Below are 24758 nucleotides of genomic sequence, written 5' to 3'. Positions count from 1 at the left end.
TCTGGGAGCCGGTTGGGTCAGCTTGGCGAGTAGGCCAGCCTGACGTAGATGGGAGCGAAGGCTTCCGCCTGCGTGATGTCGATGAGCGTTTCCTTCGCGAGCTCCAGCATCGCGATGAAGGTGACGATCAGCACCGGAGCGCCGCGCGACACGTCGAACAGCTTCTCGAACTCCACGAAGCGCTGCCCCTGCAGGTGGCGCAGCACGATGCTCATGTGCTCGCGCACGTTGAGTTCCTCGCGCGAGATCTTGTGGTGCTGCACGAGCTTGGCGCGCTTCATGATGTCGGCCCAGGCGTCGCGCAGCTCGGCCACGTCGACGTCGGGGAAGCGCGGCTTCAGCGACTGCTCGATGTAGACCTGCCCCTTCCAGAAGTCGCGGCCGTAGGTCGGCATGGCGCTGATGGCGGCGGCCTGCAGCTTGGTCTGCTCGTATTCGAGCAGGCGGCGAACCAGTTCGGCGCGGGGGTCTTCGGCTTCCTCGCCGTCGGCCACTTTCTTGGGCGGCAGCAGCATGCGCGACTTGATCTCGATCAGCATCGCGGCCATCAGCAAATACTCGGCCGCGAGTTCGAGATTCGTCTGGCGGATCTCGTCGACATAACTCAGGTATTGCCGCGTGAGCCCCGCCATCGGGATGTCGAGGATGTTGAAGTTCTGCTTGCGGATCAGGTAGAGCAGCAAGTCCAGCGGGCCTTCGAAGGCCTCGAGGAACACCTGCAGCGCCTCGGGCGGGATGTACAGGTCCTTCGGCATCGCGAACAGCGGCTCGCCATAGAGCCTCGCGAGCGCGACCTGGTCGACCACGTCGGGCATGCCGACCACCAGCGTGCCGTTGTCCTCGTCTCCGTTCATCGGTCGAGCGCTATCATTTCAATAGCTGTCGGCGCAATGCTGGCGAGGGTTGGATGCCAATTCGGCTTCACCGATGAATTACTTGGGCTGGGTCTGGTAGACGTACGGCTGCATCGGGACGCGGGCTTCGCTGTATTCCTCGAGCAGGCTGCGGTCGAGGTGCTTGTCCCACAGCAGGGCGCGGCCGGCGCGCTGTTCGGCTTCCAGCGTTGGCTTCTTTTCCTTCATCTCCTCGATGAAGTTCGTGATCTCGGAAGAGTAGTGGGGGCGGCGGAAGATGGACATAGACTGGACCTTTATGGCGCGAATTTTACCGGGGACGGCATGAAGCATCGCAAAGGGTGGGGGATCGGCATGGCGGCGGCGTTGCTGGCGACCGTATTGGCGCTCGCGGCTTGCGACTCGAAGAACATCAGCGAACTCGAGGCGGGCGTCTCCACCGAGGCCGACGTGCGTGCCCGTTTCGGCGAGCCCGAGAACATCTGGGACGGCCCCAACCGCGGCCGCATCTTCGAATACAACCGCCAGCCGCAGGGCCAGAAGAACTACATGATCACCATCGGCACGGACGGCAAGATGAGCGCGCTGCGCCAGGTGCTGACGCCCGAGAACTTCGCCAGGGTGCAGCCCGGCATGATGATGGAAGACCTGCGCAAGATGCTCGGCAAGCCCGCCAAGGTCACGCCCTATGCGCTCAGGCGCGAGACCGAATGGGAATGGCGCTGGGTGCAGCCGCCGAACTCTTCCATGGTCTTCACCGCCACGCTGAACGACGACCAGCGCGTGGTGCGCAGCGGCTCCTCGCCCGACCGGGGCACCGAGGCGCCCTGATCCCAAGGCGGCCTCAGGCGCCGTGGGCCGCGGCGGGCCGGCCCGTCACCAGTTCCTCCGCAAAGCCGGAGCGCTCGATCACCTCGCGCGGCTGGGGCTGCAGCGACTCGATGCGCAGCAGCCCGCCGCGCGCCAGCACCGCGCGGTGCAACTGCCGCAGCGCGTCGACGCCCGTGGCGTCCAGGTAGATCAGGTGCGTGGCGTCGAGCACCACCGTCATGCCGCGCGGCGCGCGCTCGGCGGCGTTCACCGCCTCGTCCAGCTTGGCCGCCGCGCCGAAGAACAGCGCGCCGTAGATGCGGTAGGTCAGCACCGGCGGCTGCAGCGTCACCAGCTCCACGCTGAACAGCCCGCTCATGCGCCGGATGAACAGCGCGCAAGCCAGCACGATGCCGACCTGCACCGCCACCGTCAGGTCGAACACCACCGTGAGGAAGAAGGTGCCGAGCATCAGCAGCCGGTAGTGCCGGCTGAAATGCCGCAGCTGCGTTGGCGTGAACTCGCGCCACTCGCCCATGTTCAGCCCCACGAACACCAGGATGCCCGCCAGCACCGCGAGCGGCACATGGCGCGCGAGCGGCGCGGCCAGCAGCACCACCAGCAGCAAGGTCAGCGCATGCACCATGCCCGCGATCGGCGACGTGCCGCCCGAGCGGATGTTGGTGACGGTGCGCGCAATGGTGCCCGTGGCCGGCATGCCGCCGAAGAAGGGCGTGACCACGTTCGCGATGCCTTGCGCCATCAGTTCCTGGTTCGGGTCGTGCCGGGGCTGCCCGCTGATCTGGTCGGACACGCGCGCGCACAGCAGCGATTCGATGGCGCCGAGCAGCGCGATGGTCAGCGTGGGCGTGACCAGCTGCTTCACCGTCTCCCATGAAAAGTCGGGCAGCGCGAAGGCCGGCACGCCTTCGGGAATGCCGCCGAAGCGCGTGCCGATGGTCTCCACCGGCAGCTCGAAGCCCCAGGACACCAGCGTGAGCGTGACCAGCGCCACGATCGGCCCCGGCATGCGCGCGCCCACCTGCACGGCCCGCGTGCGCGCCACCCGGCCGCCCACGCGCAGCACCGCGGCGCCGATCTTCGACTCGGCGCGCAGCAGCCGCGGCCACAGCAGCAGGCCCGCCACGCAAGCCACGCCCAGCGCGAAGGCGTAAGGGTTGAAGGTGCCGATCTGCAGCGCCATGGCGTGCAGCTGCGAGAACACGTCGGCCGGCATCTTCGCCACCGTCAGGCCCAGCAGGTCCTTGAGTTGCGACAGCAGGATCAGCACCGCGATGCCGTTGGTGAAGCCCACCACGATCGACAGCGGCACGAAGCGCACCAGCCGCCCCAGCCCGAAGAGCCCCGCCATGAACAGCAGCACGCCCGCGCAGGCGGTGGAGATCAGCAGGTTGGCGACGCCGTAGCGCTCGACGATGCCGTAGACGATCACGATGAACGCGCCCGCCGGCCCGCCGATCTGCACCGCCGAGCCGCCCAGCAGCGAGATCAGGAAGCCCGCGATGATCGCCGTCCAGATGCCGGCCTCCGGCTTGAGCCCCGACGCGATGGCGAAGGCCATGGCCAGCGGCAGCGCCACGATGCCGACCGTCGCGCCCGCGCCCAGGTCCTTGAAGAAACGCGCGCGGTTGTAATCCGCGAGCGCGTCCATCAAGCGTGGACGAAAGCGGTGGAGGTTCAGCGGGGAATGCATGGGCCCGCCGATTGTGGCCCGCGCGACGCCGCGCCCCGAATCGACCCCGTCCCGCCCGGGAATCAGCGCACGCGCATGCCCGGCGTCGCGCCCGGCCACGGCTCCAGCACGTGGATGCCGGGGTGGGCCTTTTCGTCGCCGTGGCTCGCGGCCAGCACCATGCCTTCGCTGATGCCGAACTTCATCTTGCGCGGCGCGAGGTTGGCGACCAGCACCGTGAGCTTGCCCACGAGCTGCTCGGGCTGGTAGGCCGAGGCGATGCCGCTGAACACGTTGCGGGTCTTGCCTTCGCCCGCGTCGAGCGTCAGGCGCAGCAGCTTGGTCGAGCCTTCGACCTTCTCGCAGGCCACGATCTTCGCGATGCGCAGGTCGATCTTCGCGAAGTCGTCGATGGTGATGGCGGGCGCGATGGCTTCGCCGCCGGGCAGCTCCTGGGCTTCCGGCGCGGCGGCGGGTGCCGCAGCGGGTGCCTCGGGCGCATCGAACAGCTTGTCGACCTGCTTGGGGTCGGCGCGCTGCATCAGGTGCTTGTAGTCGCCGATGGCGTGGCCCGCGGGCAGAGACTGCGCTGCATCGGCCCAGACCAGCGGCGAGGTCTTCAGGAAGGCCTCGACGTTCAGCGCCAGCGCCGGCAGCACCGGCTTCAGGTACAGCGTGAGCAGGCGGAAGGCCTCGATGCACACGGTGCACACGTCGTGCAGGCGCGCCTCGGCGCCTTCCTTCTTGGCCAGCTCCCAGGGCTTGTTCTGGTCGACGTACTCGTTCACCTTGTCGGCCAGCGCCATCACCTCGCGCAGGGCGCGGGCGTAGTCGCGGCCGTCATACAGCGTGTGGATCTGGGTGGCCGCGTCGCGCAGCGTGAACAGCAGCGCGTCGCCGTCGGCCGACACCTCGCCCAGCCTGCCGCCGAAGCGCTTGCCGATGAAGCCCGCCGCGCGGCTGGCGATGTTGATGTACTTGCCCACGAGGTCGCTGTTGACGCGCGCCACGAAGTCCTCGGGGTTGAAGTCGATGTCTTCGTTGCGGCCGTTGAGCTTGGCGGCGATGTAGTAGCGCAGCCATTCGGGGTCGAGCCCGATCGACAGGTACTTGAGCGGGTCGATGCCGGTGCCGCGGCTCTTGCTCATCTTCTCGCCGCTCACCGTGAGGTGGCCGTGCACGTACACGGCGTCGGGCGCCTTGCGGCCGCTGAAGTGCAGCATCGCGGGCCAGAACAGCGTGTGGAAGGTGATGATGTCCTTGCCGATGAAGTGCACCTGCTCGAGGTCGGGGTCGGCCATGTACTCGGTGTACGAGATGCCGTCGCCGCCGAGTTCGATGCAGCGCTTGTCCAGCAGGTTCTTCAGCGAGGCCAGGTAGCCCACGGGCGCGTCGAGCCACACGTAGAAGTACTTGCTCGGCGCATCGGGGATCTCGATGCCGAAGTACGGCGCGTCGCGGCTGATGTCCCAGTCGCCGAGGCCGCCCTTGCCCTCGTCGTCCTTGTAGAGCCATTCGCGGATCTTGTTCTGCACCTCGGACTGCACGTGGCCGGGGGCGGCGGTCCATTCCTTCAGGTAGGCCTCGCAGCGCGGGTCCGACAGCTTGAAGAAGAAGTGCTCCGAGCTGCGCAGCTCGGGCTTGGCGCCCGACAGGGCCGAGTAGGGATTGATCAGCTCGGTGGGGGCGTACACGGCGCCGCACACCTCGCAGTTGTCGCCGTACTGGTCCTTCGAATGGCAGTTGGGGCACTCGCCCTTGATGAAGCGGTCGGCCAGGAACATGCCCTTTTCGGGGTCGTAGAACTGCTCGACGCTCTTGGTGCTGATCAGGCCGTTGGCCCGCAGGTCGCGGTAGATGTCCTGCGCGAGCTGGTGGTTCTCGGGCGCGTCGGTCGAGTGCCAGTTGTCGAAGGAGATGTAGTAGCCGTCAAGATACGGCTTGCGCCCGGCTGCAATCTCGGCCACGAAGGCCTGCGGCGTCACGCCGGCCTTGTCGGCCGCGATGGTGATGGCCGCGCCGTGCGCGTCGTCGGCGCACACGAAGTTGACCTCGGCGCCGTTCATTCGCTGGTTCCGCACCCAGATGTCGGCCTGGATGTATTCCATCATGTGGCCGATATGGAATTTGCCGTTGGCGTACGGCAGGGCGGTGGTGACGAAGAGCTTGCGCGGGGCGGACATCGGGAAGGGCGCTTTCGGAGTGGCTGACGGGGAACCGGGCATTTTAGGTGGCGGCGTCCGGCCGTGGGTTGGACGCCGGCATCCAACCCCCCACGCCTTGCGCCGCTCCACCCCCTTCGCGCACCACAAACACCTCAGGCAAACAGTGCCTTGGGTACACCGGCCCCCAGCACTGTCGCGCACGCGACGTATGCTCCAGCCCCCGATACAGAAAGTGAGACACCGCCGATGACCTCCCCTCGCATTCCCGCAACCCTGATCCCCGGCGACGGCATCGGCCCCGAAATCGTCGACGCCACGCTGGCCGCGCTCGATGCGCTGGGCGCGCCCTTCGAATGGGACCGCCAGATCGCCGGCCTGGGCGGCGTGGTGGCCGCCGGCGACCCGCTGCCGCTGGCCACGCTGGACAGCATCCGCCGCACCCGCCTCGCGCTGAAGGGGCCGCTGGAAACGCCCTCGGGCGGCGGGTACCGCTCGTCGAACGTGCGGCTGCGCGAGGAGTTCCAGCTGTACGCCAACCTGCGCCCCGCGCGCACCATCATTCCGGGCGGCCGCTTCGACAAGATCGACCTGGTGGTCGTGCGCGAGAACCTCGAAGGCCTGTACATCGGCCACGAGCACTACGTACCGATCGACGGCGACCCGCACGCCGTGGCCATGGCCACCGGCATCAACACCCGCCAGGGCAGCCGCCGCCTGCTGGAGTACGCCTTCGAGACAGCCGTGGCCACGGGCCGCAAGAAGGTCACGATCGTGCACAAGGCCAACATCATGAAGGCGCTCACGGGCATCTTCCTGGAGACCGGCCTGGACCTGTACGAGAAGAAGTACAAGGGCAGGTTCGAGCTCGACACGGTCATCATCGACGCCTGCGCCATGAAGCTGGTGCTGAACCCCTGGCAGTTCGACATGCTGGTCACGACCAACCTGTTCGGCGACATCCTGTCCGACCTGGTGGCGGGCCTGGTCGGCGGGCTGGGCATGGCGCCCGGCGCCAACATCGGCGCCGACGCCGCGATCTTCGAGGCGGTGCACGGCTCCGCGCCCGACATCGCCGGCAAGGGCATCGCCAACCCGACCGCGCTGCTGCTGGCCGCCGCGCTCATGCTCGACCACGTCAGGCTGCCCGAACTGGCCACGCGCCTGCGCACGGCCATCGACGAGACGCTGAACATCGACAAGGTGCGCACCGGCGACCTGGGCGGCACGGCGGGCACCGAGGCGTTCACGAAGGCGCTCGTCGCCCGCATCAACGGCGGCTGAGTTTCGCCGCATGGGGCTTGCGACGCGGTCGCGCCCCGTGCCGTGCCTTGCGTCTTCATTTCCGAGAATTTCCGTCGAGCCATGTCCAATCCGTTGCCCGTCCTGTCCCTCCTCGAAACCCGTGTCCTCGGCGTGCTGGCCGAGAAGCAGCGCACCGTGCCCGACAGCTACCCGCTCACGCTCAACTCGCTGGTGTCGGGCTGCAACCAGAAGACCAGCCGAAACCCGGTGCTCGAGCTCACCGAGTCGCAGGTGCAGGCCGCCATCGACAGCCTGAAGGGCTACAGCCTCGTCGCCGAAACCAGCGGCGGGCGCGCCTACCGCTACGAGCACAACATCGACCGCGTGCTGCGCATTCCCTCGCAGTCGGTCATCCTGCTGACCGTGCTGATGCTGCGCGGCCCGCAGACGGCGGGCGAGCTGCGCATCGCCTGCGACCGCATGCACAACTTTGCCGACATCTCGTCGGTCGAGGGCTTCCTCAACGAACTGGCGGAACGCCCGGCCGGTGCGCTGGTCGTCAAGCTGGCGCGGCTGCCCGGTGCGCGGGAAAGCCGCTGGGCGCACCTGTTGAGCGGCACGCCGGCGGAAGAAGTCGCCGGACCGGGGAGCGCATCGTCCGACGCCGCCCATGCGCCGCACGACGTGTCGCTGGGCGAGGTCGCGGCGCTCAAGGCCAACGTGGCGCGGCTCGAAACCGAGGTGGCGTCGCTCAAGGCGCTGCTCGGGCGCGTGTGCTCCGAGCTCGGGATTTCCGAAACGGACTGATTCCGGTACTTCACACGGGCTTCACGCAGCCCGCGCATCGGCTGCCTAACGTCGTGCCCATTGCCAACTCTTCAATGGAGCACCGGACATGGACCACGGACAGATCGCCGCATGGCGCGATCACATGCCTTTCGACGACATCAGCCGGCGCCTGCTCGGCTGGCTCGCGGCACTGGCCGGCATCGCAAGCCTCTATGCGTTCTTCTGGTGGGCCGCATCGGCCACCGGCTTCCTTCTCTTCGACGGCTGGTGGCACACCTGGCGCGGCCTGGGCACCGCGCTCGCTCTCCGCGATGCGGATTCGGCCTTCTACCTGCTGAGCTGGGTGCTGTCGGTCTTCGGCGGCCTGTTCGGCTGGCTCGCGCTGATCGGCTTCGCGGTGGCGCACCGGCGCGGCTGGGAGGCGGTGCCGGGGTGGATTAAGTTCGGCTGCCTCGTCGGCGCGGTGGCCGGGCTGGCCTTCGAGCCCGGACGGCTGCTGGCGCTGGCACCCATCGTGTGCGCGGTGCTGATGCTGCTGCGCTCGATGCTGCAGGCACAGCCTGTGCGTTGAGGGTTGCGCACTTCGAGAAAGCTCGGCTATCGTGAGCTCCCGACGTTTCCGTCGGAGCAGAATGACATCCACCTGTCTTCATTGCCGCCAGCCCGGTATCGACAGCATGGCCAAGCGCTGGTCCAGCCGTGCCAGGCCCGTCGAATGCAGCCACTGCGGCAAGCTGTCGCATGTGCTTGCCAGCACCTCGTCGGGCATCACGATGGCTGGCCTGCTGATCGTCATCGTCTCGGCCATTGCTGCAGGCGTATGGCACATGGCGCCGCTGGGGCTGGTCGGCCTGTGCTAGTTCGGCTTGGGCACACGGCGCAGGTACAGCCGTACCAACATACCCGCCAGGCCGTTCAGCAAGAACGCGAACAGCGCCTTGCCGGGGCTGAAGAAGCTCAGTACTAACGTCAGCACGCAGGACGCCAGCAGCACCAGCAGCGATATGCGCCGGTCCACCCAGTGTTCGTCTTTCACCGGGTCTGGCAGCAGCGACATCAGGAGGAAGGCCGTGGCGGCCATGATGCCGATGTTCACCGCGTAGATGGCCGTTGCCACGGTGTGCGAGGTGAAGCGGCCCATCAGCACAGTCGAGAAGGGCAGCAGCGTCACGAACAGCAGATAGAACAGGCTCCACTTCGCATAGCCCGCGCCCACCGATTCGCCGCGCGAACGGGCCTTGATCAGCGATAGCCAGCTCGCGCCCAACACGTAGAAGCTCAGCAGGTAAGGAACGAACTTGGGGCTCAGCGCCAGCAGGGCCTGATAGAACGAGGCCTCGGTCGCGCCCACGGCGGTTTCGTCGGGGATCCGCAGGTCGAGCACGAGGATGGTCATGGCCACGGCGAAGATGCCGTCGGTCAGCGCGTCGAGGCGGTTCTTGGGGTACATCGCGGCCTGCCTGTCTAGGGGCGTGAAACGGGCACGTCGAGGCTCGCTTTCACCGGGTCCATCGTCACCAGCGTGCGAAAGCGCTTGACGTTGTTGCTCTGGAAGAAAAGCTGCCGGGTCAGCGCGGTGTACTGCGCCATGTCGCGCACCACGAAGACCAGGATGAAGTCCCACTCGCCCGTCACGTAGTAGCACTGTTGCACCTGCGGGCAGTCGCGGAAGCTCTGCTTCATGGCGTCGAGCAGTTCGATCTGCTCGCTCTCGGTCTCCACCTCGGCCACGATGGTGAGCGGATGGCCCAGCGCGGCGGGCGACAGCACTGCGCCGTAGCGCTGGATCACGCCCTCGTCGAGCATGCGCTTCAGCCGCCGGTTGACGGCGGCCGTCGACAGGTGCACCCGTTCGCCGAGTTCGCTCTGCGGCATGCGGCTGTTGGCCTGCACGAGGTCGAGCAGGCGAAGGTCCAGGGCGTCCAGAGGTGTCATGCGAGGGCGGGCGACGCAAAAACGTTGCGTCAATGGGCGCGATTTTGCGCGCCCATACCGCTGTGTTGTCAATAGCATCTCGCCATGAACATTGCAGACACCCCCCTGCGCGACGAACTCACCGGCTGGCGCCGGCAGTTGCACGCCATGCCAGAGACTGGCTTCCAGGAAGCGAAGACCTCCGCCTTCGTGATCCGCGTGCTCAAGGCGCTGGGCCTCGAGGTGCACACCGGCATCGGCGGCACCGGCCTCGTCGCCAACCTGAAAGTGGGCAGCGGCAAGGGCGTGATCGGCCTGCGCGCCGAGATGGACGCGCTCGACATCACCGAGCTGCCCGCCGACCGTGCCCATGCCTCCACCGTGCCCGGCAAGATGCACGCCTGCGGCCATGACGGCCACATGTCGATCGTGCTGGGCGCCGCGCGGCTGCTGCGCGAGCGGCGCGACTTCGACGGCACCGTGCGCTTCATCTTCCAGCCTGCCGAGGAGCACGGCCGCGGCGCCAAGGCCATGATGGACGACGGCTTGTTCGAGCGCTTCCCGGTCGACGAGATCTATGGCCTTCACAACATGCCCGGCATGCGCGCCGGCACCATCGCCACGCGCGTGGGCGGCATCATGGCCAGCGAAGACAACTTCGTGATCCACGTGAAGGGGCGCGGCACGCATGCCGCGCGGCCGCACATGGGCATAGACCCGATCGTCATCGGGGCGGAGATCGTGCTGGCGCTGCAGACCATCGTGTCGCGCACGCTCGACCCCGGCGCGCAGGCGGTGGTCTCGTGCACCGAGTTCATCACCGACGGCATCCGCAACGCGATTCCGTCGAACGTCGTCATCAAGGGCGACACGCGCAGCTACGACCCGGCCGTGCAGCACATGCTGGCCACGCGCATGCGCGACATCAGCGAAGGCATCTGCCGCATGCACGGCGCCGAATGCGACTTCAGCTACACCCACGAGTTCGCGCCCACCGTGAACTGGGCCGAGTGCGTGACTTTCGCGGTGGCTGCCGCCACGGCCGTGGTGGGTGCCGGGAACGTCGACGCCGATGTGGTGCCGTTGATGGCGTCTGAGGATTTCGGCGCGTTCCTGCGGGCGGTGCCGGGTGCCTTCGTGTTCCTCGGCAACGGGGCCGACGGAGAGCCCGGCGGCACGCCGCTGCACAACAGCAGCTACGACTTCAACGACGAGGTGCTCGCGACGGGCGCCCGCTATTTCGCGGAGCTCGTGCGCATGCGCCTTCCCCGATCGACCGGCACTGGGAGCTGAGCAGCATGTTTTTCACCAACCCCCGGGCAAGCCGGCGCGCTTACGACGAATCCCTGCGCGAAGTGATGAGCATCGCGCGCGGCAAGCAAAGCCGGCAGTGGCTGTCGAGCTGGAACCGGCTTTCGCCGCAGCCGACACCGGCATGGGCGCTGCCCCGCCTTGCGGCGCAACTGGGCATCGGCGGGCTGACCGTCAAGGACGAATCGAAGCGCTCGGCACTCGGCAGCTTCAAGGTGCTCGGCGCGCCGGTGGCGCTGCTGCGGCTCCTGCTGCGCCGCTGGCCCGATCGCGGATGGACGCCCGGCGATCTGCTGGCGGGGCGGCATGCCGGGGCGCTGCGCGATTTCGTGGTCGTCAGCGCGACCGACGGCAACCATGGGCGTGCGCTTGCCGCCGCCGCGCAGAGCATCGGCTGCCGCTGCGTGATCGTGCTGCATGCGCAGGTGAGCCAGGAGCGCGAAACGCCCATCGCGCAACTGGGCGCCGAGATCGTCCGCATCGCGGGCAACTACGACGAGTCGGTCGAAGAAGCCGCGCGGCTTGCCGGGGCCAACGGCTGGGAAGTGGTTTCCGACACCTCCTACGACGGCTACGAGGAAGTGCCGCGCGACGTCATGCAGGGCTACGGCATCCTGGCCGACGAATTGCTCGAGCACGCCGCCGCCGACGGGCCGTGCCCGTTCACCCACGTCATCGTGCAGGGCGGCGTGGGCGGGCTGGCGGCCGGCGTGGCCAGCCATTTCTGGGAACGCTATGGCGCCGCGCGTCCGGCCTTCATCGTCGTGGAGCCCGAGCAGGCCGACTGCCTTCTGCAGAGCGCGCGAAGCGGCCGCCCCGCGCGTGCCACGGGCTCGGTCGACTCGGTGATGGCGGGGCTGGCCTGCGGGGAGACCTCGCCGCTCGCGTGGCGCTTCCTGCAGCCTGCCGTCGATCTGTTCATGACGGTGACCGATGCACAGGCAGAGCAGGCAATGCGCACCCTCGCGACCGGCGAGGCGGGCGATGTGCCGGTGCTCAGTGGCGAGTCCGGCGCGGCCGGCTTGGCGGCGCTGCAGGTGCTCGCGGCCGACCCCGATGCGCGCCGTTCCTCCGGCCTGGGCCCTGCGGCGCGCGTGCTTTTGGTCAGCACCGAAGGCGCGACCGCGCCTGGCGTCTACCGCGCGATCACCGGGCGCTCGGGCGAAGAGGTGGTCGCGGCGCAGGAGCAATGGCTGCTGCGGGAGCACCGGTAGGCGCAAGCGCGTCCCGGCGCGTTGAGGCAACTGTCATCGGCGGGCGTGCATACTCGCGCGCCCCCACCCCAGCATCGCTTCAACAAGGATCCCATGTCAGGACACGGCTTTCACGTGCACGGCCCGCACGATCACGAACTCGAACACGCCGCCTCGGGCGGCGGCCACGGCCAAGAGGCCGGCGGCATGAGCATGACCAGCAAGATCGCGATGTGCACCGCGGTGATCGCCACCTTCGGCGCGATCTTCTCGTACATGGGCGGCGCCACCCAGGCCAACGCCGGGCTCTACAAGAACAATGCCGCGATCAAGAAGACCGAGGCGTCCAACCAGTGGAATTACTTCCAGTCGAAGAGCACCAAGCAGGCGCTGGCCGAGTTCGCGCGCGACACCGCGACGGACGACAAGCGCCAGGGCTGGCAGGTCAAGGTGAGCCGCTACGAGCAGGAGAAGACCGAGATCCAGGCCGCCGCGAAGAAGCTTGAAGAAGAGGCGAGCCGCTGGGACGCCCAGTCGGAAGAGCAGATGCACCAGCACCACCGCTGGGCGCAGGCAACCACCGTCCTTCAGGTGTCGATCGCGCTGGCCGCCATTGCGCTGCTCACAAGGAAGAAATGGCTGGAGCGTGCGATGTTCGGCGTGGCCGCCGCGGGTTTCGCGGTGGGCGTGCTCGCCGCGCTGCACATCTAGGCCGCGCTTGCGGGGCTGCCCCAGCCGAAGAACCGCAGCACTTCGTCGCGCTGGCTCATTGCGTCGGCGCGGCCCAGCGCCATCAGTTCGCGCGTGTAGGCCGACTCGAACAGCAGGTAGCTCGCAAGCGCGCCGCCCTTCACGTCGGCCGCCACCTTCGAGCCGCCCAGCAGGTATCGCACCGCGCCGGGCAGGGCGTCGACGTGGCGCGCCGCGATCACGTCGAGGCGCTCCGACGGCGAGATCACCAGCAGGTCGAGCGGACGCAGCCCGCTCGCCGCCCGCGCTGCCTCGGGAATGAGGCTCAGCGTGTGGTTGACGCGGTGCAGCCGCTCGATGTCGACCGCCAGCGCATCCAGGAAGATGCTCGACAGCGCATGGCCCGCGATCTGCGCCATCGTCGGATAGCCGGTGTGGGTGTTGGGGCCAGGCGCTTCGCGCGGCTCGTGCATGCGCCCGGCACCGATCACCACGATGCGCTGCGCGCCCAGGTGGATGGCCGCTGCAATCGGTGCCGACTGGCGCATCGAGCCGTCGCCGAAGTACTCGATGTGGTCCTGCTGCATCGGCAGCGCGGTGGCCGGGAACACGAACGGAATGGCCGATGAAGCCAGCAGGTGCGCATGGGTGATGCGGTCGCGCACCGAGATCCGCTGCGAACGCACCCAGGGTTCCATGGGCACGGCCGCCTCGAAGAAGGTGACGTGCTCGCCCGAGCTGTAGCTCGAGGCCGTCACCGCCAGCGCCTGCACGTGGCCGTCTTTCATGAGCTGCGGCAGGCGGTCGAGCTGCACAAGGCGCTGCAGCAGCTCTGCCAGCGGCGAGTTGTCCAGCAGCGACCTGGGCTTCACGCGCATCCAGTTGGCCGCGAAGCGCCCGAGCCCGAGCAGCATGCGCCATCGCGCGCCGCTGCCGATGACGGAAAGCGAGTCGGCCTTGTACACCTGCTCGGCGCGGAACTGGCTCCAGACTTCGGCGATGTGCGCCACCACGTGGTCGAAGCTGTCGGCGCCGCAGGCCAGCGCGGCCGCGTTGATGGCCCCGGCGGAGGTTCCGGTGATGACCTGGAAGGGACTGCCGGCGCCGGTGCCGGCGCCGCGCCGTATCTCGGCGATGGCCTCCAGCACGCCCACCTGGTAGGCGGCCCGGGCGCCGCCCCCGGTGAGCAGGAGGCCGGTGACGGGGCTTGTCTCTGGCATTTTTTGGTTATTGAGGAGCTGTTCGATGAAGGCCCGGAGAGCGCACTAGACTACCGGCCATTCAGGAGTTTGATCAATGGCACTCACCCCAGAAGGGCTGACGGACGCGCTCAAGGCCGTCGCGGACCCTAACACCGGCAAGGAATTCGTGGCGAGCCGGTCGCTCAGAAACCTCCAGGTCTCGGAGGGCGACGTGTCCTTCGACATCGAGCTCGGCTACCCCGCCAAAAGCCAGCACGCGGCCATCCGCAAGGCGCTGGTGGCGGCCGCCAAGACGGTGCCGGGCGTGGAGAACGTGTCGGTCAACATCGTCACCAAGGTCATCAGCCACGCGGTGCAGCGCGGCGTGCAGCTGATGCCCAACGTCAAGAACATCATTGCGGTGGCCTCGGGCAAGGGCGGCGTGGGCAAGAGCACCACAGCCGCCAACCTGGCGCTGGCGCTGGCCTCCGAAGGCGCCACCGTAGGCCTGCTCGACGCCGACATCTACGGCCCGAGCCAGCCCATGATGATGGGCATCGAAGGCCGCCCCGACAGCGCCGACGGCAAGACCATGGAGCCCATGGAACGCCACGGCGTGCAGGTCATGTCGATCGGCTTCCTCGTCGACCAGGACCAGGCCATGATCTGGCGCGGCCCCATGGCCACGCAGGCGCTGGAGCAGCTGCTGCGCCAGACCAACTGGAAAGACCTGGACTACCTGATCGTCGACATGCCCCCGGGCACCGGCGACATCCAGCTCACGCTGAGCCAGCGGGTGCCGATGACGGGCGCGGTGATCGTCACCACGCCGCAGGACATCGCGCTGCTCGACGCCAAGAAGGGCATCAAGATGTTCGAGAAGGTGGGCGTGCCGATCCTGGGCATCGTCGAGAACATGGCAGTGCACATCTGCTCGAACTGCGGCCATGCCGAACACATCTTCGGCGCCGACGGCGGCAAGAAGATGGCGGCCGAATACCAGATGGAATACCTCGGCGCGCTGCCGCTGGACATCAAGATCCGCCTGCAGGCCGACAGCGGCGCGCCGACGGTGGTGTCCGACCCCGAAGGCGACGTGGCGGGCATCTACAAGGCCGTGGCGCGCCGCGTGGCCGTGGGCATCGCCGAGAAGGCGAAGGACTTTTCCTCCAAGTTCCCCACCATCTCGATCAGCAAGAACACCTAGGCATGAACCTGCTCGCCTCGATGCGCTATCTGGTTGCGCTCAGCGAGCACAAGCACTTCGGCCGCGCCGCGCAGGCCTGCCACATCACCCAGCCGGCCCTTTCCAACGCGCTGCGCGCGCTGGAAAGCGAGTTCGGCGTCGTCATCGTCAAGCGGGCCCGGGTGTACGTGGGCCTCACGCACGAAGGCGAGCGCGTGCTGGCCACCGCGCAGCGCATGCTGCGCGAGAACGACGTGCTGGTGCAGGAGCTGCGCAGCACGCAGGGCGACCCGCACGGCCGGCTGAGCATGGCGGCCGTGCCCACGGCCATTCCCATGCTGTCGCGCTTTGCGGCCATGCTGCAGCAGCGGCATCCGGGCATCGTGCCCGCGGTGCTGTCGATGAGTTCGCAGGAGCTAGAGACCGGGCTCGAGAGCCTGTCGGTCGACCTCGCGCTCGGCTACACCGAGCGCATGCACCTGCCGGGCATCAAGCTCAAGGCCTGGCCGCAGAGCATTGAACACTACTTCCTGCTGCGGCGTGCGAAGAAGGCGTCGGCCGACCATCTGCGCATCGGCAAGCCCATGCCGTGGGCCGAGGCCGGCAAGCTGCCGCTGTGCTTGCTCACGCCCGACATGCACAACCGCGCCATCATCGACCAGGCGCTGCGCGAGGCCGGCGTGCCGGCGGCGCCGGCCATCGAGACCAACTCGGTGCTGACGCTCGCGCTGGCAGTGAGCGTCGGCACGGTCAGCAGCGTGCTGCCGGGCGCGATGGTGGCGGCCGTGCGCAGCCACCGCGAGCTGGAAGCGCTGCCGCTGGTGTCGCCCGAGGTGCGCACGCCCATCGGCTTCATGACGCAGGACGGCGTGCGAAGTTCGCGCGCGCTCGACGCCGCACGGGCTTTCCTTCAAACCCCCGAGTGGCAGGCACAGGTGCAGCAGCACAGCGGCACGCTCGGCGCCTAGCGTCGCTCATTCAAAAATTGAATCGGGGCATGCGCTGATCGAATTTGACGGCGCATGAAGCGCTCACTCACACTCCGCGGCCAACATTCGGCAACAAATTACACATCAGGCGAACAAGGAGAAACATGGCAGGATCATCTGCAGGCGTTCTTGAAGGAGAGCGCATCGGTGGAGGCGGATCGCAACGGCAACCCGGCTTCCTGGAAAAAGAACGCATCATCGCGGGCCCCGGTTTCAACCGCTGGCTGGTACCCCCGGCCGCACTGGCCATCCACCTGTGCATCGGCATGGCCTACGGCTTCTCGGTGTTCTGGCTGCCGCTGTCGAAGGCGCTGGGCACTGCCGGCACCGGCGCACAGGCCTGCGCCAAGGACATGAGCTTCTTCGCGGAGCTGTTCGCCACCAACTGCGACTGGCGCGTGGCCACGCTGGGCTGGATGTACACGCTGTTCTTCGTCTTCCTCGGCTGTTCCGCGGCCCTGTGGGGCGGCTGGCTCGAACGCGCGGGTCCGCGCAAGGCCGGCGTGGTGTCTGCGCTGTGCTGGTGCGGCGGCATGCTGCTGTCGGCACTGGGCATCCACCTGCACCAGTTCTGGCTCATGATCCTCGGCTCGGGCGTGATCGGCGGCATCGGGCTGGGCCTGGGCTACATCTCCCCGGTGAGCACGCTGATCAAGTGGTTCCCCGACCGCCGCGGCATGGCGACCGGCATGGCCATCATGGGCTTCGGCGGCGGCGCGATGATCGGCTCGCCGCTGGCGGTCGACCTGATGAAGCGCTTCTCCACCACCACCGACGTGGGCGTGATGCAGACCTTCGTGGTCATGGCCATCGGCTACTTCGTCTTCATGATGGCCGGCGCGCTCGGCTACCGCGTGCCGCCCTCGGGCTGGAAGCCCGAAGGCTGGACACCGCCCCCGGCGCAGACCAGCAACACCATGATCACGCAGCGCCACGTGCACGTGAAGAAGGTCTGGGGCATTCCGCAGTTCTGGCTCGTGTGGCTGGTGCTGTGCATGAACGTGAGCGCCGGCATCGGCGTGATCGGCATGGCGTCTCCGATGCTGCAGGAAGTGTTCGGCGGCGCGCTGATCGACCTGCCGGCCAAGTACGGCCAGCTCGACAAGACCCAGCTGGCGGCCATCGCGGTGGTGGCGGGCGGCTTCACGGCGCTGCTGTCGCTGTTCAACATCGGCGGGCGCTTCGTGTGGGCGAGCCTGTCGGACAAGCTGGGCCGCAAGCTGACCTACACGGTGTTCTTCGTGCTCGGCGCCGTCTTGTACGCGAGCATTCCCTCGTCGGCCGGCGCGGGCAGCAAGCTGCTGTTCGTGGGCGCTTGCTGCGTGATCGTGTCGATGTACGGCGGCGGCTTCGCCACCGTGCCGGCCTACCTGGCCGACCTGTTCGGCACGCAGTTCGTGGGCGCCATCCATGGCCGCCTGCTTACCGCGTGGGCCACCGCGGGCATCCTCGGCCCGGTGGTGGTGAACTACATGCGCGAATACCAGCTGGGCCTGGGCCTGCCGCGCGAGCAGGTCTACAACCAGACCATGTACATCCTGGTGGGCATGCTGGTGATCGGCTTCATCGCCAACCTGCTGGTGCGCCCGGTGGCCGACAAGCACTTCATGACCGACGCCGAACTGGCCGTCGAGAAGAAGCTGGCGCACGAGAAGGCCTCCGCGGCCGAAGTCGGCAGCGGCTCTGGCCGTGCCGACACGGTGAGCCCGCTGGTGGTGGCGCTGGCCTGGGTGGCGGTGGGCATTCCGCTGGCCTGGGGCGTCTACAAGACGCTGGTGAGCGCGGCCAAGTTCTTCAACTGACCGCGGCTGTCCGGGAGACGCCGCCGCGCTTGGGCGGCTCGCACCGGGCAGACAATGGCGCTCCGCATTGGTTTACGCTTCGCGCCAACATGAAATCCAAAGTCCAGTTCCGCCTGCGCATCTACCGGGACGACGCCATTGCCATCGGCCCCGGCAAGATCGCGGTGCTCGAGGCCGTGGCCGAGACGGGGTCGATTTCCGCGGCGGCCCGCTTGCTCGGCATGTCGTACCGCCGCGCCTGGATGCTGATCGACGAGATGAACAAGGCGCTGGTCTCGCCGGCCGTGAACACCGCCGCCGGCGGCTCGCGCGGCGGCGGCACGGCGCTGACGCCGGTGGGCGAGGAAATCGTCAAGCACTACCGGGCCATCGAGAACGCCGCGCGCCTTGCCGCATCGGCCGACATTCGCGCGCTGACGCGTCTGCTCGCCCCATGACACCCTAAACCCTCGAGCGCGCCGGCTGGTTCGGGGCCAGGCCCGATCAGCTGCCGGGCACGCGATCCGGCGACAGGATCGGCTGATCAGGGCGCAGCATCCGCTGCATTGCGGCGCAATACTTCGCCGATGTCGTTGGCGTCGGCCTCGGCCACCAGGAAAGACAGGCTCTCGCCGTCGGGCGCGGTGATGGACAGCACGAAGCCGGCGGCGTCCATGGCACGCTCGATGCGCCACTCCTGGACCTGCGTCACGTGGCGAAGCTCCGGCCTGCCTGAGATCGAACGGACAACGGTGTCGTGGGCGGATGGGCGCATGGGTTCCAGGGTGTCCAACGCTATATCCGCCAGTATATGAAGACTCGTCGGTTTGCGCACCCCGTGGCGACCTTTGGGCTGCGCGTGTAACAATCTCCGCCGTATTCCAATGAACACGACGAATTCACTCATCGCCTCGACCGACTGGTTCCCGCTGGTGCTGTCGCTCAAGGTCGCCGCCGTGGCCACCGTGCTGGCGCTTGTCGCCGGCGTGGCGCTGGGCTGGATCTTCGCCCGCAAGAAGTTCTTCGGCAGCAGCGTGCTCGAGGCCGTGTTCATGCTGCCGCTGGTGCTGCCGCCCACCGTCATCGGCTACGCCATCCTGGTGGCGGCCGGGCGCCGCAGCCCGCTGGGCGCGTGGCTGCGCGAGCACCTCGACTACACCATCATCTTCAGCTGGCACGGTGCCGTGGTGGCGTCCGCCGTGGTCGCGCTGCCGCTGGTGCTCAAGTCGGCCAGCGCCGCGTTCGCGGGGGTGGACCGCTCGCTCGAGGCTGCGGCCAGCACGCTGCGGCAATCGCCGTTCTCCGTTTTCCTGCGCGTCACGCTGCCGCTGGCGTGGCCCGGCATCCTGGCCGGCACGCTGCTGGCCTTCGCGCGCGCCATGGGCGAGTTCGGTGCCTCGCTGATGGTGGCTGGCTCCATTCCCAAGCAGACCCAGACGCTGTCCATGGCCATTTACGACGCGGTGCAGGCGGGGCATGACGATCTCGCGCTGCTGCTGGTCATCGTGACTTCGCTGCTGTCTATCACCGTGCTGGTGCTGTCGAACCGTTTCTTTTTGCTTCGCTGATTTCGTTTCAACCATCTGGAGTTGTCCATGCGTCCGTTTCCCCTTCTGTCGTTGGTTCTTGCGCTCGCCTTGCCGCTGGTTGCGGGCGCGCAGCAGATCACCGTGTCCGCCGCCGCCAGCCTGACCGACGCATTCAAGGAAATCGGCCCCAAGTTCGAGGCCGCCAAGCCGGGCGCCACCGTGCGCTTCAACTTCGCGGCCTCGGGCGTGCTGCTGCAGCAGATCGGGCAGGGTGCGCCGGTGGACGTGTTCGCCAGCGCCGACCAGGAAACGATGAACCGCGGCGTCGAGCAGAAGGCCATCGACGCCGCCACGCGCAAGGACTTCGTCACCAACAGCCTGGTGCTGATCGAGCCCGCCACGGGCGCCGTGGGCGTGAAGACCCTGCAGGACCTGGGCGGCGCCAGCGTCAAGAAGATTGCCGTGGGCAAGGTCGCGACCGTACCTGTCGGCCGCTACACCAAGCAGGTGCTCGACGGCGCCAACCTGTGGACCACGCTCGAGCCCAAGTTCGTGCAGGCCGACAGCGTGCGCCAGGTGCTCGACTACGTGAGCCGCGGCGAGGTCGAGGCCGGCTTCGTCTACCGCACCGACGCGGCCGTGGCCGGCAACAAGGTCAGGATCGCCTTCACCCCCACCGGCCACACGCCGGTGACCTATCCGATCGCCGTGGTGGCCGACAGCAGGCAGAAGCCGCTGGCTGGCGACTTCATCGCGTTCCTGTCGACGCCCGCCGCGCAGGAAGTGCTCACGCGCTACGGTTTCGGCAAGCCATGATCGACGTCGATCTGAAGCTCTCGGTGCGGGACGGGGCACGCCGCTTCGACCTGGCCGTGCGCTTTCAGACCGACGTGCCCTTTGCCGCGCTCTACGGCCCGTCGGGCGCGGGCAAGTCGCTCACGCTGCAGGCCATCGCGGGGCTTCTGCAGCCGTCGGCCGGCCATGTGCGGCTCGATGGCCGCACGCTGTACGACGCGGCCCGGGGCATCGACGTGCCCGCGCCGGAACGCCGCATCGGCTACCTGTTCCAGGACTACGCGCTGTTCCCGCACCTCACGGTGCGCCAGAACGTCGGCTTCGGCCTGACCGCGTGGCACCGCCGCAAGCCGTCCGCAAAGGATGCCGAGCGCGTGCAGGCGCTGCTGGAGAGCTTCGGCCTTGCGGCGCTGGCCGACAGCCGCCCGCGCAACCTCTCGGGCGGCCAGCAGCAGCGCGTGGCGCTGGCGCGCGCGCTGGCCTGCGAGCCGCAGGTGCTGCTGCTCGACGAGCCCTTCGCCGCGCTCAATGCCATGCTGCGCAGCGAACTGCGCAACGAACTGGCCCAGGTGCGCAAGCAGTGGGGCATTCCGGTGCTGATGATCACGCACGACATCGAGGACGTGCTCGCGCTGGCCGACGTGGCCTTCGTCTACAGGGACGGCCAAGTGGTGCGCGAGATCGATCTGCACAACGCCGAAAGCCGCGAGTTTGCGCTGCATGACATCGCAGGCGCGCAGGTTGTCGAAGAGACGCCGCTGCGCAGCAAGCTGCGCGGGTTGCTGATGCAGGACGCGCGCGGCGCCTGAGGCCTCGCTTCATTTCCATTTTGAATCGCCGCATATGCCGATCCAATTTGACGGCAGGCCCCCGCGCGCGAACACTCCCGGCATGAGCGAGCAGAAGATCGAGTTTTACAAGGGCCCCGCCGGCGGCTGGGGCGCTTTGCGCAGCGTCACGAATGCACTGCTGCGGCAGGACATTCCCATCAAGGGCGCGAAGACGTTGCTGTCGGCCAACCAGCCCGACGGCTTTGACTGCCCCGGCTGCGCCTGGCCCGACCGCAACCACGCCTCCACCTTCGAGTTCTGCGAGAACGGCGTCAAGGCCGTGGCCGCCGAAGCCACCGCGCGCCGCGCCGGCCCCGAACTGTTCGCGAAGCACACCGTGGCCGAACTGGCCGAGCAGAGCGACTTCTGGCTCGAGGACCAGGGGCGCCTCACGCACCCCATGGCCTACGACGCGGGCAGCGACAAGTACGTGCCCATCGAATGGGACGACGCCTTCGCGCGCATCGCGCAGCACCTGAACGCGCTGCCCGACCCGAACCAGGCCATCTTCTACACGTCGGGCCGTGCGAGCAACGAGGCCGCCTTCCTGTACCAGCTGTTCGTGCGCGAGTACGGCACCAACAATTTCCCCGATTGCTCGAACATGTGCCACGAGCCCAGCGGCAGCGGCATGCGCCCGCAGCTCGGCGTGGGCAAGGGCACGGTCACCCTCGACGACTTCGAGAAGGCCGACGCGATCTTCATCTTCGGCCAGAACCCCGGCACCAACCATCCGCGCATGCTGGGCGAGCTGCGCGCGGCTTCCAGGCGCGGCGCGCGCATCGTGAGCTTCAACCCGCTGCGCGAGCGCGGCCTGGAGCGCTTTGCCGATCCGCAGGACAAGCTCGAGATGGCGACCATGGGCTCCACGCCCATCAGCACACACTACTTCCAGCTGCGCGTGGGCGGCGACTTCGCCGCCATCAAGGGAATGATGAAGCACGTCATCGAGCGCGAGGACGCGGCCGTGGCGCGCGGCGAGCCCTCGGTGCTCGACCATGAATTCATCGCCGCCCACACCGTCGGCTTCGAGTCGCTGGCGGCCGACCTGCGCGCCGAGTCGTGGGACATCCTGGTGCGCGAGTCTGGCCTGAGCGAGGCGCAGATCCGCGCCGCCGCCGACGTGTACCTGGGCGCCAGGCGGGTCATCGCCTGCTGGGGCATGGGCATCACGCAGCACCAGCATTCGGTGGCCACCATCCAGATGATCGGCAATTGGCTCATGCTCTGCGGCCACATGGGGCGCGAAGGAGCAGGCGCCTGCCCGGTGCGCGGCCACAGCAACGTGCAGGGCGACCGCACCATGGGCATCTGGGAAAAGCCGCCGGCCGCGCTGCTCGACCGGCTGCAGCAGGTGTTCGGCTTCGAGCCGCCGCGCCAGAACGGCGTGGACACGGTGGAGGCCATCCGGCTCATGCTCGACGGCAAGGGCAAGGTCTTCTTCGCGCTCGGCGGCAACTTCGCGGCCGCCACGCCCGACACCTACCAGACCTGGAAGGGCCTGCAGCAGTGCGACCTCACGGTGCACGTGACCACCAAGCTCAACCGCAGCCACGTGATCCACGGGCGCGAGGCGATCATTCTTCCGTGCCTGGGCCGCACCGAGATCGACATGCAGGCCAACGGCCCGCAGGGCGTGACGGTGGAAGACTCGATGAGCATGGTGCACATCTCGATGGGCATCAACCCGCCCGCGTCGGAGCACCTGCTGTCCGAGCCGGCCATCGTGGCGCGGCTCGCGGCCGCCACCATCGGCGCGCGCAGCAGGACGCCGTGGCTCTGGCTGGTGGAAGACTACGCACGCATCCGAGACAAGATCGAAGCCGTGTTCGACGACTTCAAGGACTTCAACACGCGCGTGGCGCACCCCGGCGGCTTCCGCCTGCGCAACACCGCGAGCGAGCGGGTGTGGAACACCGCGTCGAAGAAAGCCGTTTTCTTCACGCACGCGGTGCCGCTGGACACCCATTCGCACCGCGCCCGCGCGCGCTTTGCGAAGAAGGGCGACACCATCGTCTTCACGCTGCTCACCACGCGCTCGCACGACCAGTACAACACCACCATCTACGGCATGGACGACCGCTACCGCGGCGTCTTCGGCCAGCGCCGAGTGGTCTTCATCAACAAGGAAGACATCCGCCAGCTGGGCATGAAGGACGGCGACTGGGTCGACATCCAGACTGTGTGGAGCGACGGCCAGGAGCGCCGCGCCGACCGCTTCAGGCTGGTGGCCTACGACATCCCGCGCGGCAACCTCGCGGCCTACTACCCCGAGACCAATCCGCTGGTGCCCTTGTCGTCGGTGGCCGAGAACGCGGGCACGCCGACCTCCAAGTCCATTCCCGTGGTGCTGTCGTTGCATGTGGCGCCTGCCCCGGCCCCGTCGGACGCTGATACCGTGGCGGCATGACCGCCGCTTCCTTCGACGCCGATTCCTTCTCCATCGCCATCCTGCGCGCCCTTGCCGAAGCGCCGGGCGAGGGCGGCATGTCGCTGCCGCGCCTGGGCAAGCGGCTGGGGCAGGGCGCGAGCGTGGTCATGCGCCAGCTCACCCTGATGGGCGATGCCGCCATCGGCGGCGTGCGCGGCCCCGGCTGGGTGCGCGTGGTGCAGCTGGACGACCGCTGGGTCGCGCACCTCACCGACGCCGGGCGCGCACGGGTCGACGCCCTGCCGGCTGACGAAAACCCCGGCTGAGCGGACAATGGCCGCGGCCATGCAAGACGACCCCATCTCCGAACCCGATTCGCTGCCGCCACTTGCGCGGCACGCCGTGCATGTCTTCGGCGAGCGCGGCCTCGCGCCCGAGGGCGTGGTGCGCGACGACACGCTGGCGTCCGAGGTGCCGGTGGCGCTGGTGTTCAACGGCGTCTCGCATGCGGTGATGATGGCCACGCCGCAAGACATCGAAGCCTTCGCACTCGGCTTCGCGCTGAGCGAAGGCATCCTCGACGCAGCAGCCGATTGCCGGGGCATCGACGTGCGGACGATCGACGCGTCCGATGCCGGCTTGCCCCATGGCATGCCCGGCATCGAAGTGCAACTGGAGATCTCCACACGCAGCTTCGAGCGCCTGAAAGACCGCCGCCGCAGCCTCGCGGGCCGCACCGGCTGCGGCGTGTGCGGCGTCGAGAGCTTCGCGGGGCTCGACCTCACGCCGCAGCGTGTGCCGCCACGCGACTGGATCGAACGCATCGACCTGGAAACGGTGCTTCGCGCCTTCGCAGCCATGCCGCCGCGCCAGACACTCAACGCAGAAGCCGGCGCAATCCATGCTGCAGCTTGGGCGACGGTCGACGGCGAGCTCACCGATCTGATGGAAGACGTCGGGCGCCACAACGCGCTCGACAAGCTGCTCGGCAAGCTCGCGCTGGCGGGGCGGCTCGCGGAGCCGGGCTTCGTGCTGATGTCCAGCCGCGGCAGCCACGAACTCGTGCGCAAATGCGCGCGCCTGGGCATCGTCGCGATGGCGACCATCTCCGCGCCGACCTCGATGGGCGTGCGCATGGCCGAACTCAGCGGCCTGCGTTTCTGGGGGTTGTGCCGTGCGCCGCGTGGGGTGCTCTATGCCGATGGGCTGAGCCCCGGCAACTGAAACGCCGCCAGCGCCCGACCATCGCGCGCTGATAACAAGTGGTCGAATCCTGTTGATTCCAATGCCGTTGAGCAGCGCAACGGTGTTGCATATCTAACGAAATCTCCAGGAAATCTCCAGGAATTCTGCAAGTCACTTTTGGCCACAAATGTGCAGCCAAATGCGACATGACAATCCGCGCCCCGCAACGTATTCCTCGTTGCATTCGTCC

At 67.9% G+C, this 24758-nt stretch carries 26 protein-coding genes; 18 read left to right on the top strand and 8 right to left on the bottom strand.

Translation table 11 applies throughout. The features are described from left to right. Window positions 1-17: 17 nt before the first annotated feature. On the bottom strand, window positions 18-854 hold the full coding sequence (locus AC1RVW_RS09155; protein ID WP_493199435.1) for a segregation and condensation protein A: 837 nt from the start codon (window positions 852-854) through the stop codon (window positions 18-20). A gap of 78 nt (window positions 855-932) precedes the next feature. Beyond that, complete coding sequence (locus AC1RVW_RS09150; RefSeq protein WP_081265980.1) at window positions 933-1139, bottom strand: DUF3460 family protein; 207 nt, start codon at window positions 1137-1139, stop codon at window positions 933-935. A gap of 69 nt (window positions 1140-1208) precedes the next feature. Between AC1RVW_RS09150 and AC1RVW_RS09145 the strand changes: the two genes are divergently transcribed. Beyond that, complete coding sequence (locus AC1RVW_RS09145; protein WP_493199538.1) at window positions 1209-1685, top strand: outer membrane protein assembly factor BamE; 477 nt, start codon at window positions 1209-1211, stop codon at window positions 1683-1685. A 13-nt stretch (window positions 1686-1698) separates the two neighbouring features. On the opposite strand, the gene AC1RVW_RS09140 is transcribed toward AC1RVW_RS09145, so the two are convergent. Both AC1RVW_RS09140 and metG read right to left on the bottom strand, forming a co-directional pair. Beyond that, complete coding sequence (locus tag AC1RVW_RS09140) at window positions 1699-3378, bottom strand: SulP family inorganic anion transporter (RefSeq protein WP_205367358.1); 1680 nt, start codon at window positions 3376-3378, stop codon at window positions 1699-1701. A gap of 62 nt (window positions 3379-3440) precedes the next feature. Beyond that, the gene (gene metG, locus AC1RVW_RS09135) at window positions 3441-5540 is read right to left on the bottom strand and encodes a methionine--tRNA ligase (RefSeq protein ID WP_493199432.1); all 2100 of its coding nucleotides are present in this window, start codon (window positions 5538-5540) and stop codon (window positions 3441-3443) included. Window positions 5541-5768: 228 nt separating this feature from the next. Here metG and AC1RVW_RS09130 point away from each other — a divergent pair, with 228 nt between their 5' ends. From AC1RVW_RS09130 to AC1RVW_RS09115, 4 genes are all read left to right on the top strand, one after another. After that, window positions 5769-6803: an isocitrate/isopropylmalate dehydrogenase family protein gene (locus AC1RVW_RS09130; protein ID WP_285412828.1), complete on the top strand. Its 1035-nt coding sequence runs from the start codon at window positions 5769-5771 to the stop codon at window positions 6801-6803. An 81-nt stretch (window positions 6804-6884) separates the two neighbouring features. Beyond that, window positions 6885-7571 carry a YceH family protein gene (locus AC1RVW_RS09125; RefSeq protein ID WP_285412827.1) on the top strand — a complete coding sequence of 229 codons (687 nt, stop codon included), beginning with the start codon at window positions 6885-6887 and terminating at the stop codon, window positions 7569-7571. A gap of 88 nt (window positions 7572-7659) precedes the next feature. Beyond that, window positions 7660-8124, top strand: a complete 465-nt coding sequence (locus AC1RVW_RS09120; RefSeq protein WP_493199429.1) for a hypothetical protein — start codon at window positions 7660-7662, stop codon at window positions 8122-8124. A gap of 61 nt (window positions 8125-8185) precedes the next feature. Continuing rightward, window positions 8186-8413, top strand: coding sequence for a hypothetical protein (locus tag AC1RVW_RS09115; RefSeq protein ID WP_493199427.1), 228 nt, complete (start codon window positions 8186-8188; stop codon window positions 8411-8413). On the opposite strand, the gene AC1RVW_RS09110 is transcribed toward AC1RVW_RS09115, so the two are convergent. Next, complete coding sequence (locus tag AC1RVW_RS09110) at window positions 8410-9003, bottom strand: TMEM175 family protein (protein WP_493199425.1); 594 nt, start codon at window positions 9001-9003, stop codon at window positions 8410-8412. The two genes, AC1RVW_RS09115 and AC1RVW_RS09110, sit on opposite strands and share 4 nt — an antisense overlap. A gap of 14 nt (window positions 9004-9017) precedes the next feature. Next, window positions 9018-9488, bottom strand: coding sequence for an Lrp/AsnC family transcriptional regulator (locus AC1RVW_RS09105; protein WP_106937065.1), 471 nt, complete (start codon window positions 9486-9488; stop codon window positions 9018-9020). An 84-nt stretch (window positions 9489-9572) separates the two neighbouring features. Between AC1RVW_RS09105 and AC1RVW_RS09100 the strand changes: the two genes are divergently transcribed. From AC1RVW_RS09100 to AC1RVW_RS09090, 3 genes are all read left to right on the top strand, one after another. Further along, window positions 9573-10760 carry a M20 aminoacylase family protein gene (locus tag AC1RVW_RS09100; RefSeq protein ID WP_493199422.1) on the top strand — a complete coding sequence of 396 codons (1188 nt, stop codon included), beginning with the start codon at window positions 9573-9575 and terminating at the stop codon, window positions 10758-10760. A gap of 5 nt (window positions 10761-10765) precedes the next feature. Next, entirely contained in the window at window positions 10766-11992 is a 1227-nt protein-coding gene (locus AC1RVW_RS09095) for a diaminopropionate ammonia-lyase (protein ID WP_493199420.1), read from the top strand. Window positions 11993-12085: 93 nt separating this feature from the next. Continuing rightward, on the top strand, window positions 12086-12682 hold the full coding sequence (locus AC1RVW_RS09090; protein WP_106937068.1) for a DUF4337 domain-containing protein: 597 nt from the start codon (window positions 12086-12088) through the stop codon (window positions 12680-12682). On the opposite strand, the gene AC1RVW_RS09085 is transcribed toward AC1RVW_RS09090, so the two are convergent. Then, entirely contained in the window at window positions 12679-13881 is a 1203-nt protein-coding gene (locus tag AC1RVW_RS09085; protein ID WP_493199418.1) for a patatin-like phospholipase family protein, read from the bottom strand. The genes AC1RVW_RS09090 and AC1RVW_RS09085 overlap by 4 nt on opposite strands. A 76-nt stretch (window positions 13882-13957) precedes the next feature. Between AC1RVW_RS09085 and apbC the strand changes: the two genes are divergently transcribed. The 4 genes from apbC (at window position 13958) to AC1RVW_RS09065 (ending at window position 18256) form a co-directional block, all read left to right on the top strand. Continuing rightward, the gene (gene apbC / locus AC1RVW_RS09080) at window positions 13958-15049 is read left to right on the top strand and encodes an iron-sulfur cluster carrier protein ApbC (RefSeq protein ID WP_081265967.1); all 1092 of its coding nucleotides are present in this window, start codon (window positions 13958-13960) and stop codon (window positions 15047-15049) included. Between the two features lie 2 nt (window positions 15050-15051). Then, window positions 15052-15996: a LysR substrate-binding domain-containing protein gene (locus tag AC1RVW_RS09075; RefSeq protein ID WP_285412823.1), complete on the top strand. Its 945-nt coding sequence runs from the start codon at window positions 15052-15054 to the stop codon at window positions 15994-15996. Between the two features lie 125 nt (window positions 15997-16121). After that, window positions 16122-17819, top strand: a complete 1698-nt coding sequence (locus AC1RVW_RS09070) for an OFA family MFS transporter (RefSeq protein WP_081265965.1) — start codon at window positions 16122-16124, stop codon at window positions 17817-17819. An 89-nt stretch (window positions 17820-17908) separates the two neighbouring features. Then, window positions 17909-18256, top strand: a complete 348-nt coding sequence (locus AC1RVW_RS09065; protein WP_081265964.1) for a winged helix-turn-helix domain-containing protein — start codon at window positions 17909-17911, stop codon at window positions 18254-18256. Window positions 18257-18342: 86 nt separating this feature from the next. Here the strand turns inward: AC1RVW_RS09065 and AC1RVW_RS09060 are convergent, their stop codons facing one another. Beyond that, complete coding sequence (locus AC1RVW_RS09060; RefSeq protein ID WP_493199414.1) at window positions 18343-18510, bottom strand: hypothetical protein; 168 nt, start codon at window positions 18508-18510, stop codon at window positions 18343-18345. A gap of 172 nt (window positions 18511-18682) precedes the next feature. On the opposite strand from AC1RVW_RS09060, the gene modB reads away from it, so the two are divergent. The 6 genes from modB (at window position 18683) to fdhD (ending at window position 24547) form a co-directional block, all read left to right on the top strand. Further along, a complete protein-coding gene (gene modB, locus AC1RVW_RS09055) occupies window positions 18683-19366 on the top strand; it encodes a molybdate ABC transporter permease subunit (RefSeq protein ID WP_493199412.1) in 684 nt (227 codons plus the stop codon). Between the two features lie 27 nt (window positions 19367-19393). Beyond that, window positions 19394-20143, top strand: coding sequence for a molybdate ABC transporter substrate-binding protein (gene modA / locus AC1RVW_RS09050; RefSeq protein WP_493199410.1), 750 nt, complete (start codon window positions 19394-19396; stop codon window positions 20141-20143). Continuing rightward, window positions 20140-20931 carry an ABC transporter ATP-binding protein gene (locus tag AC1RVW_RS09045; RefSeq protein ID WP_493199408.1) on the top strand — a complete coding sequence of 264 codons (792 nt, stop codon included), beginning with the start codon at window positions 20140-20142 and terminating at the stop codon, window positions 20929-20931. Before modA ends, AC1RVW_RS09045 begins: the two co-directional genes overlap by 4 nt. Before the next feature lie 82 nt (window positions 20932-21013). Next, entirely contained in the window at window positions 21014-23362 is a 2349-nt protein-coding gene (locus tag AC1RVW_RS09040) for an FdhF/YdeP family oxidoreductase (RefSeq protein WP_493199407.1), read from the top strand. Next, the gene (locus tag AC1RVW_RS09035; protein ID WP_081265957.1) at window positions 23359-23649 is read left to right on the top strand and encodes a hypothetical protein; all 291 of its coding nucleotides are present in this window, start codon (window positions 23359-23361) and stop codon (window positions 23647-23649) included. Before AC1RVW_RS09040 ends, AC1RVW_RS09035 begins: the two co-directional genes overlap by 4 nt. A gap of 19 nt (window positions 23650-23668) precedes the next feature. Continuing rightward, entirely contained in the window at window positions 23669-24547 is an 879-nt protein-coding gene (gene fdhD / locus AC1RVW_RS09030) for a formate dehydrogenase accessory sulfurtransferase FdhD (RefSeq protein ID WP_493199404.1), read from the top strand. Window positions 24548-24758 lie beyond the last annotated feature (211 nt).

The sequence above is a fragment of the Variovorax sp. MPBD4-3 genome, from assembly GCF_058809745.1.
This window is presented reverse-complemented; position numbering and strand designations above follow the sequence as displayed.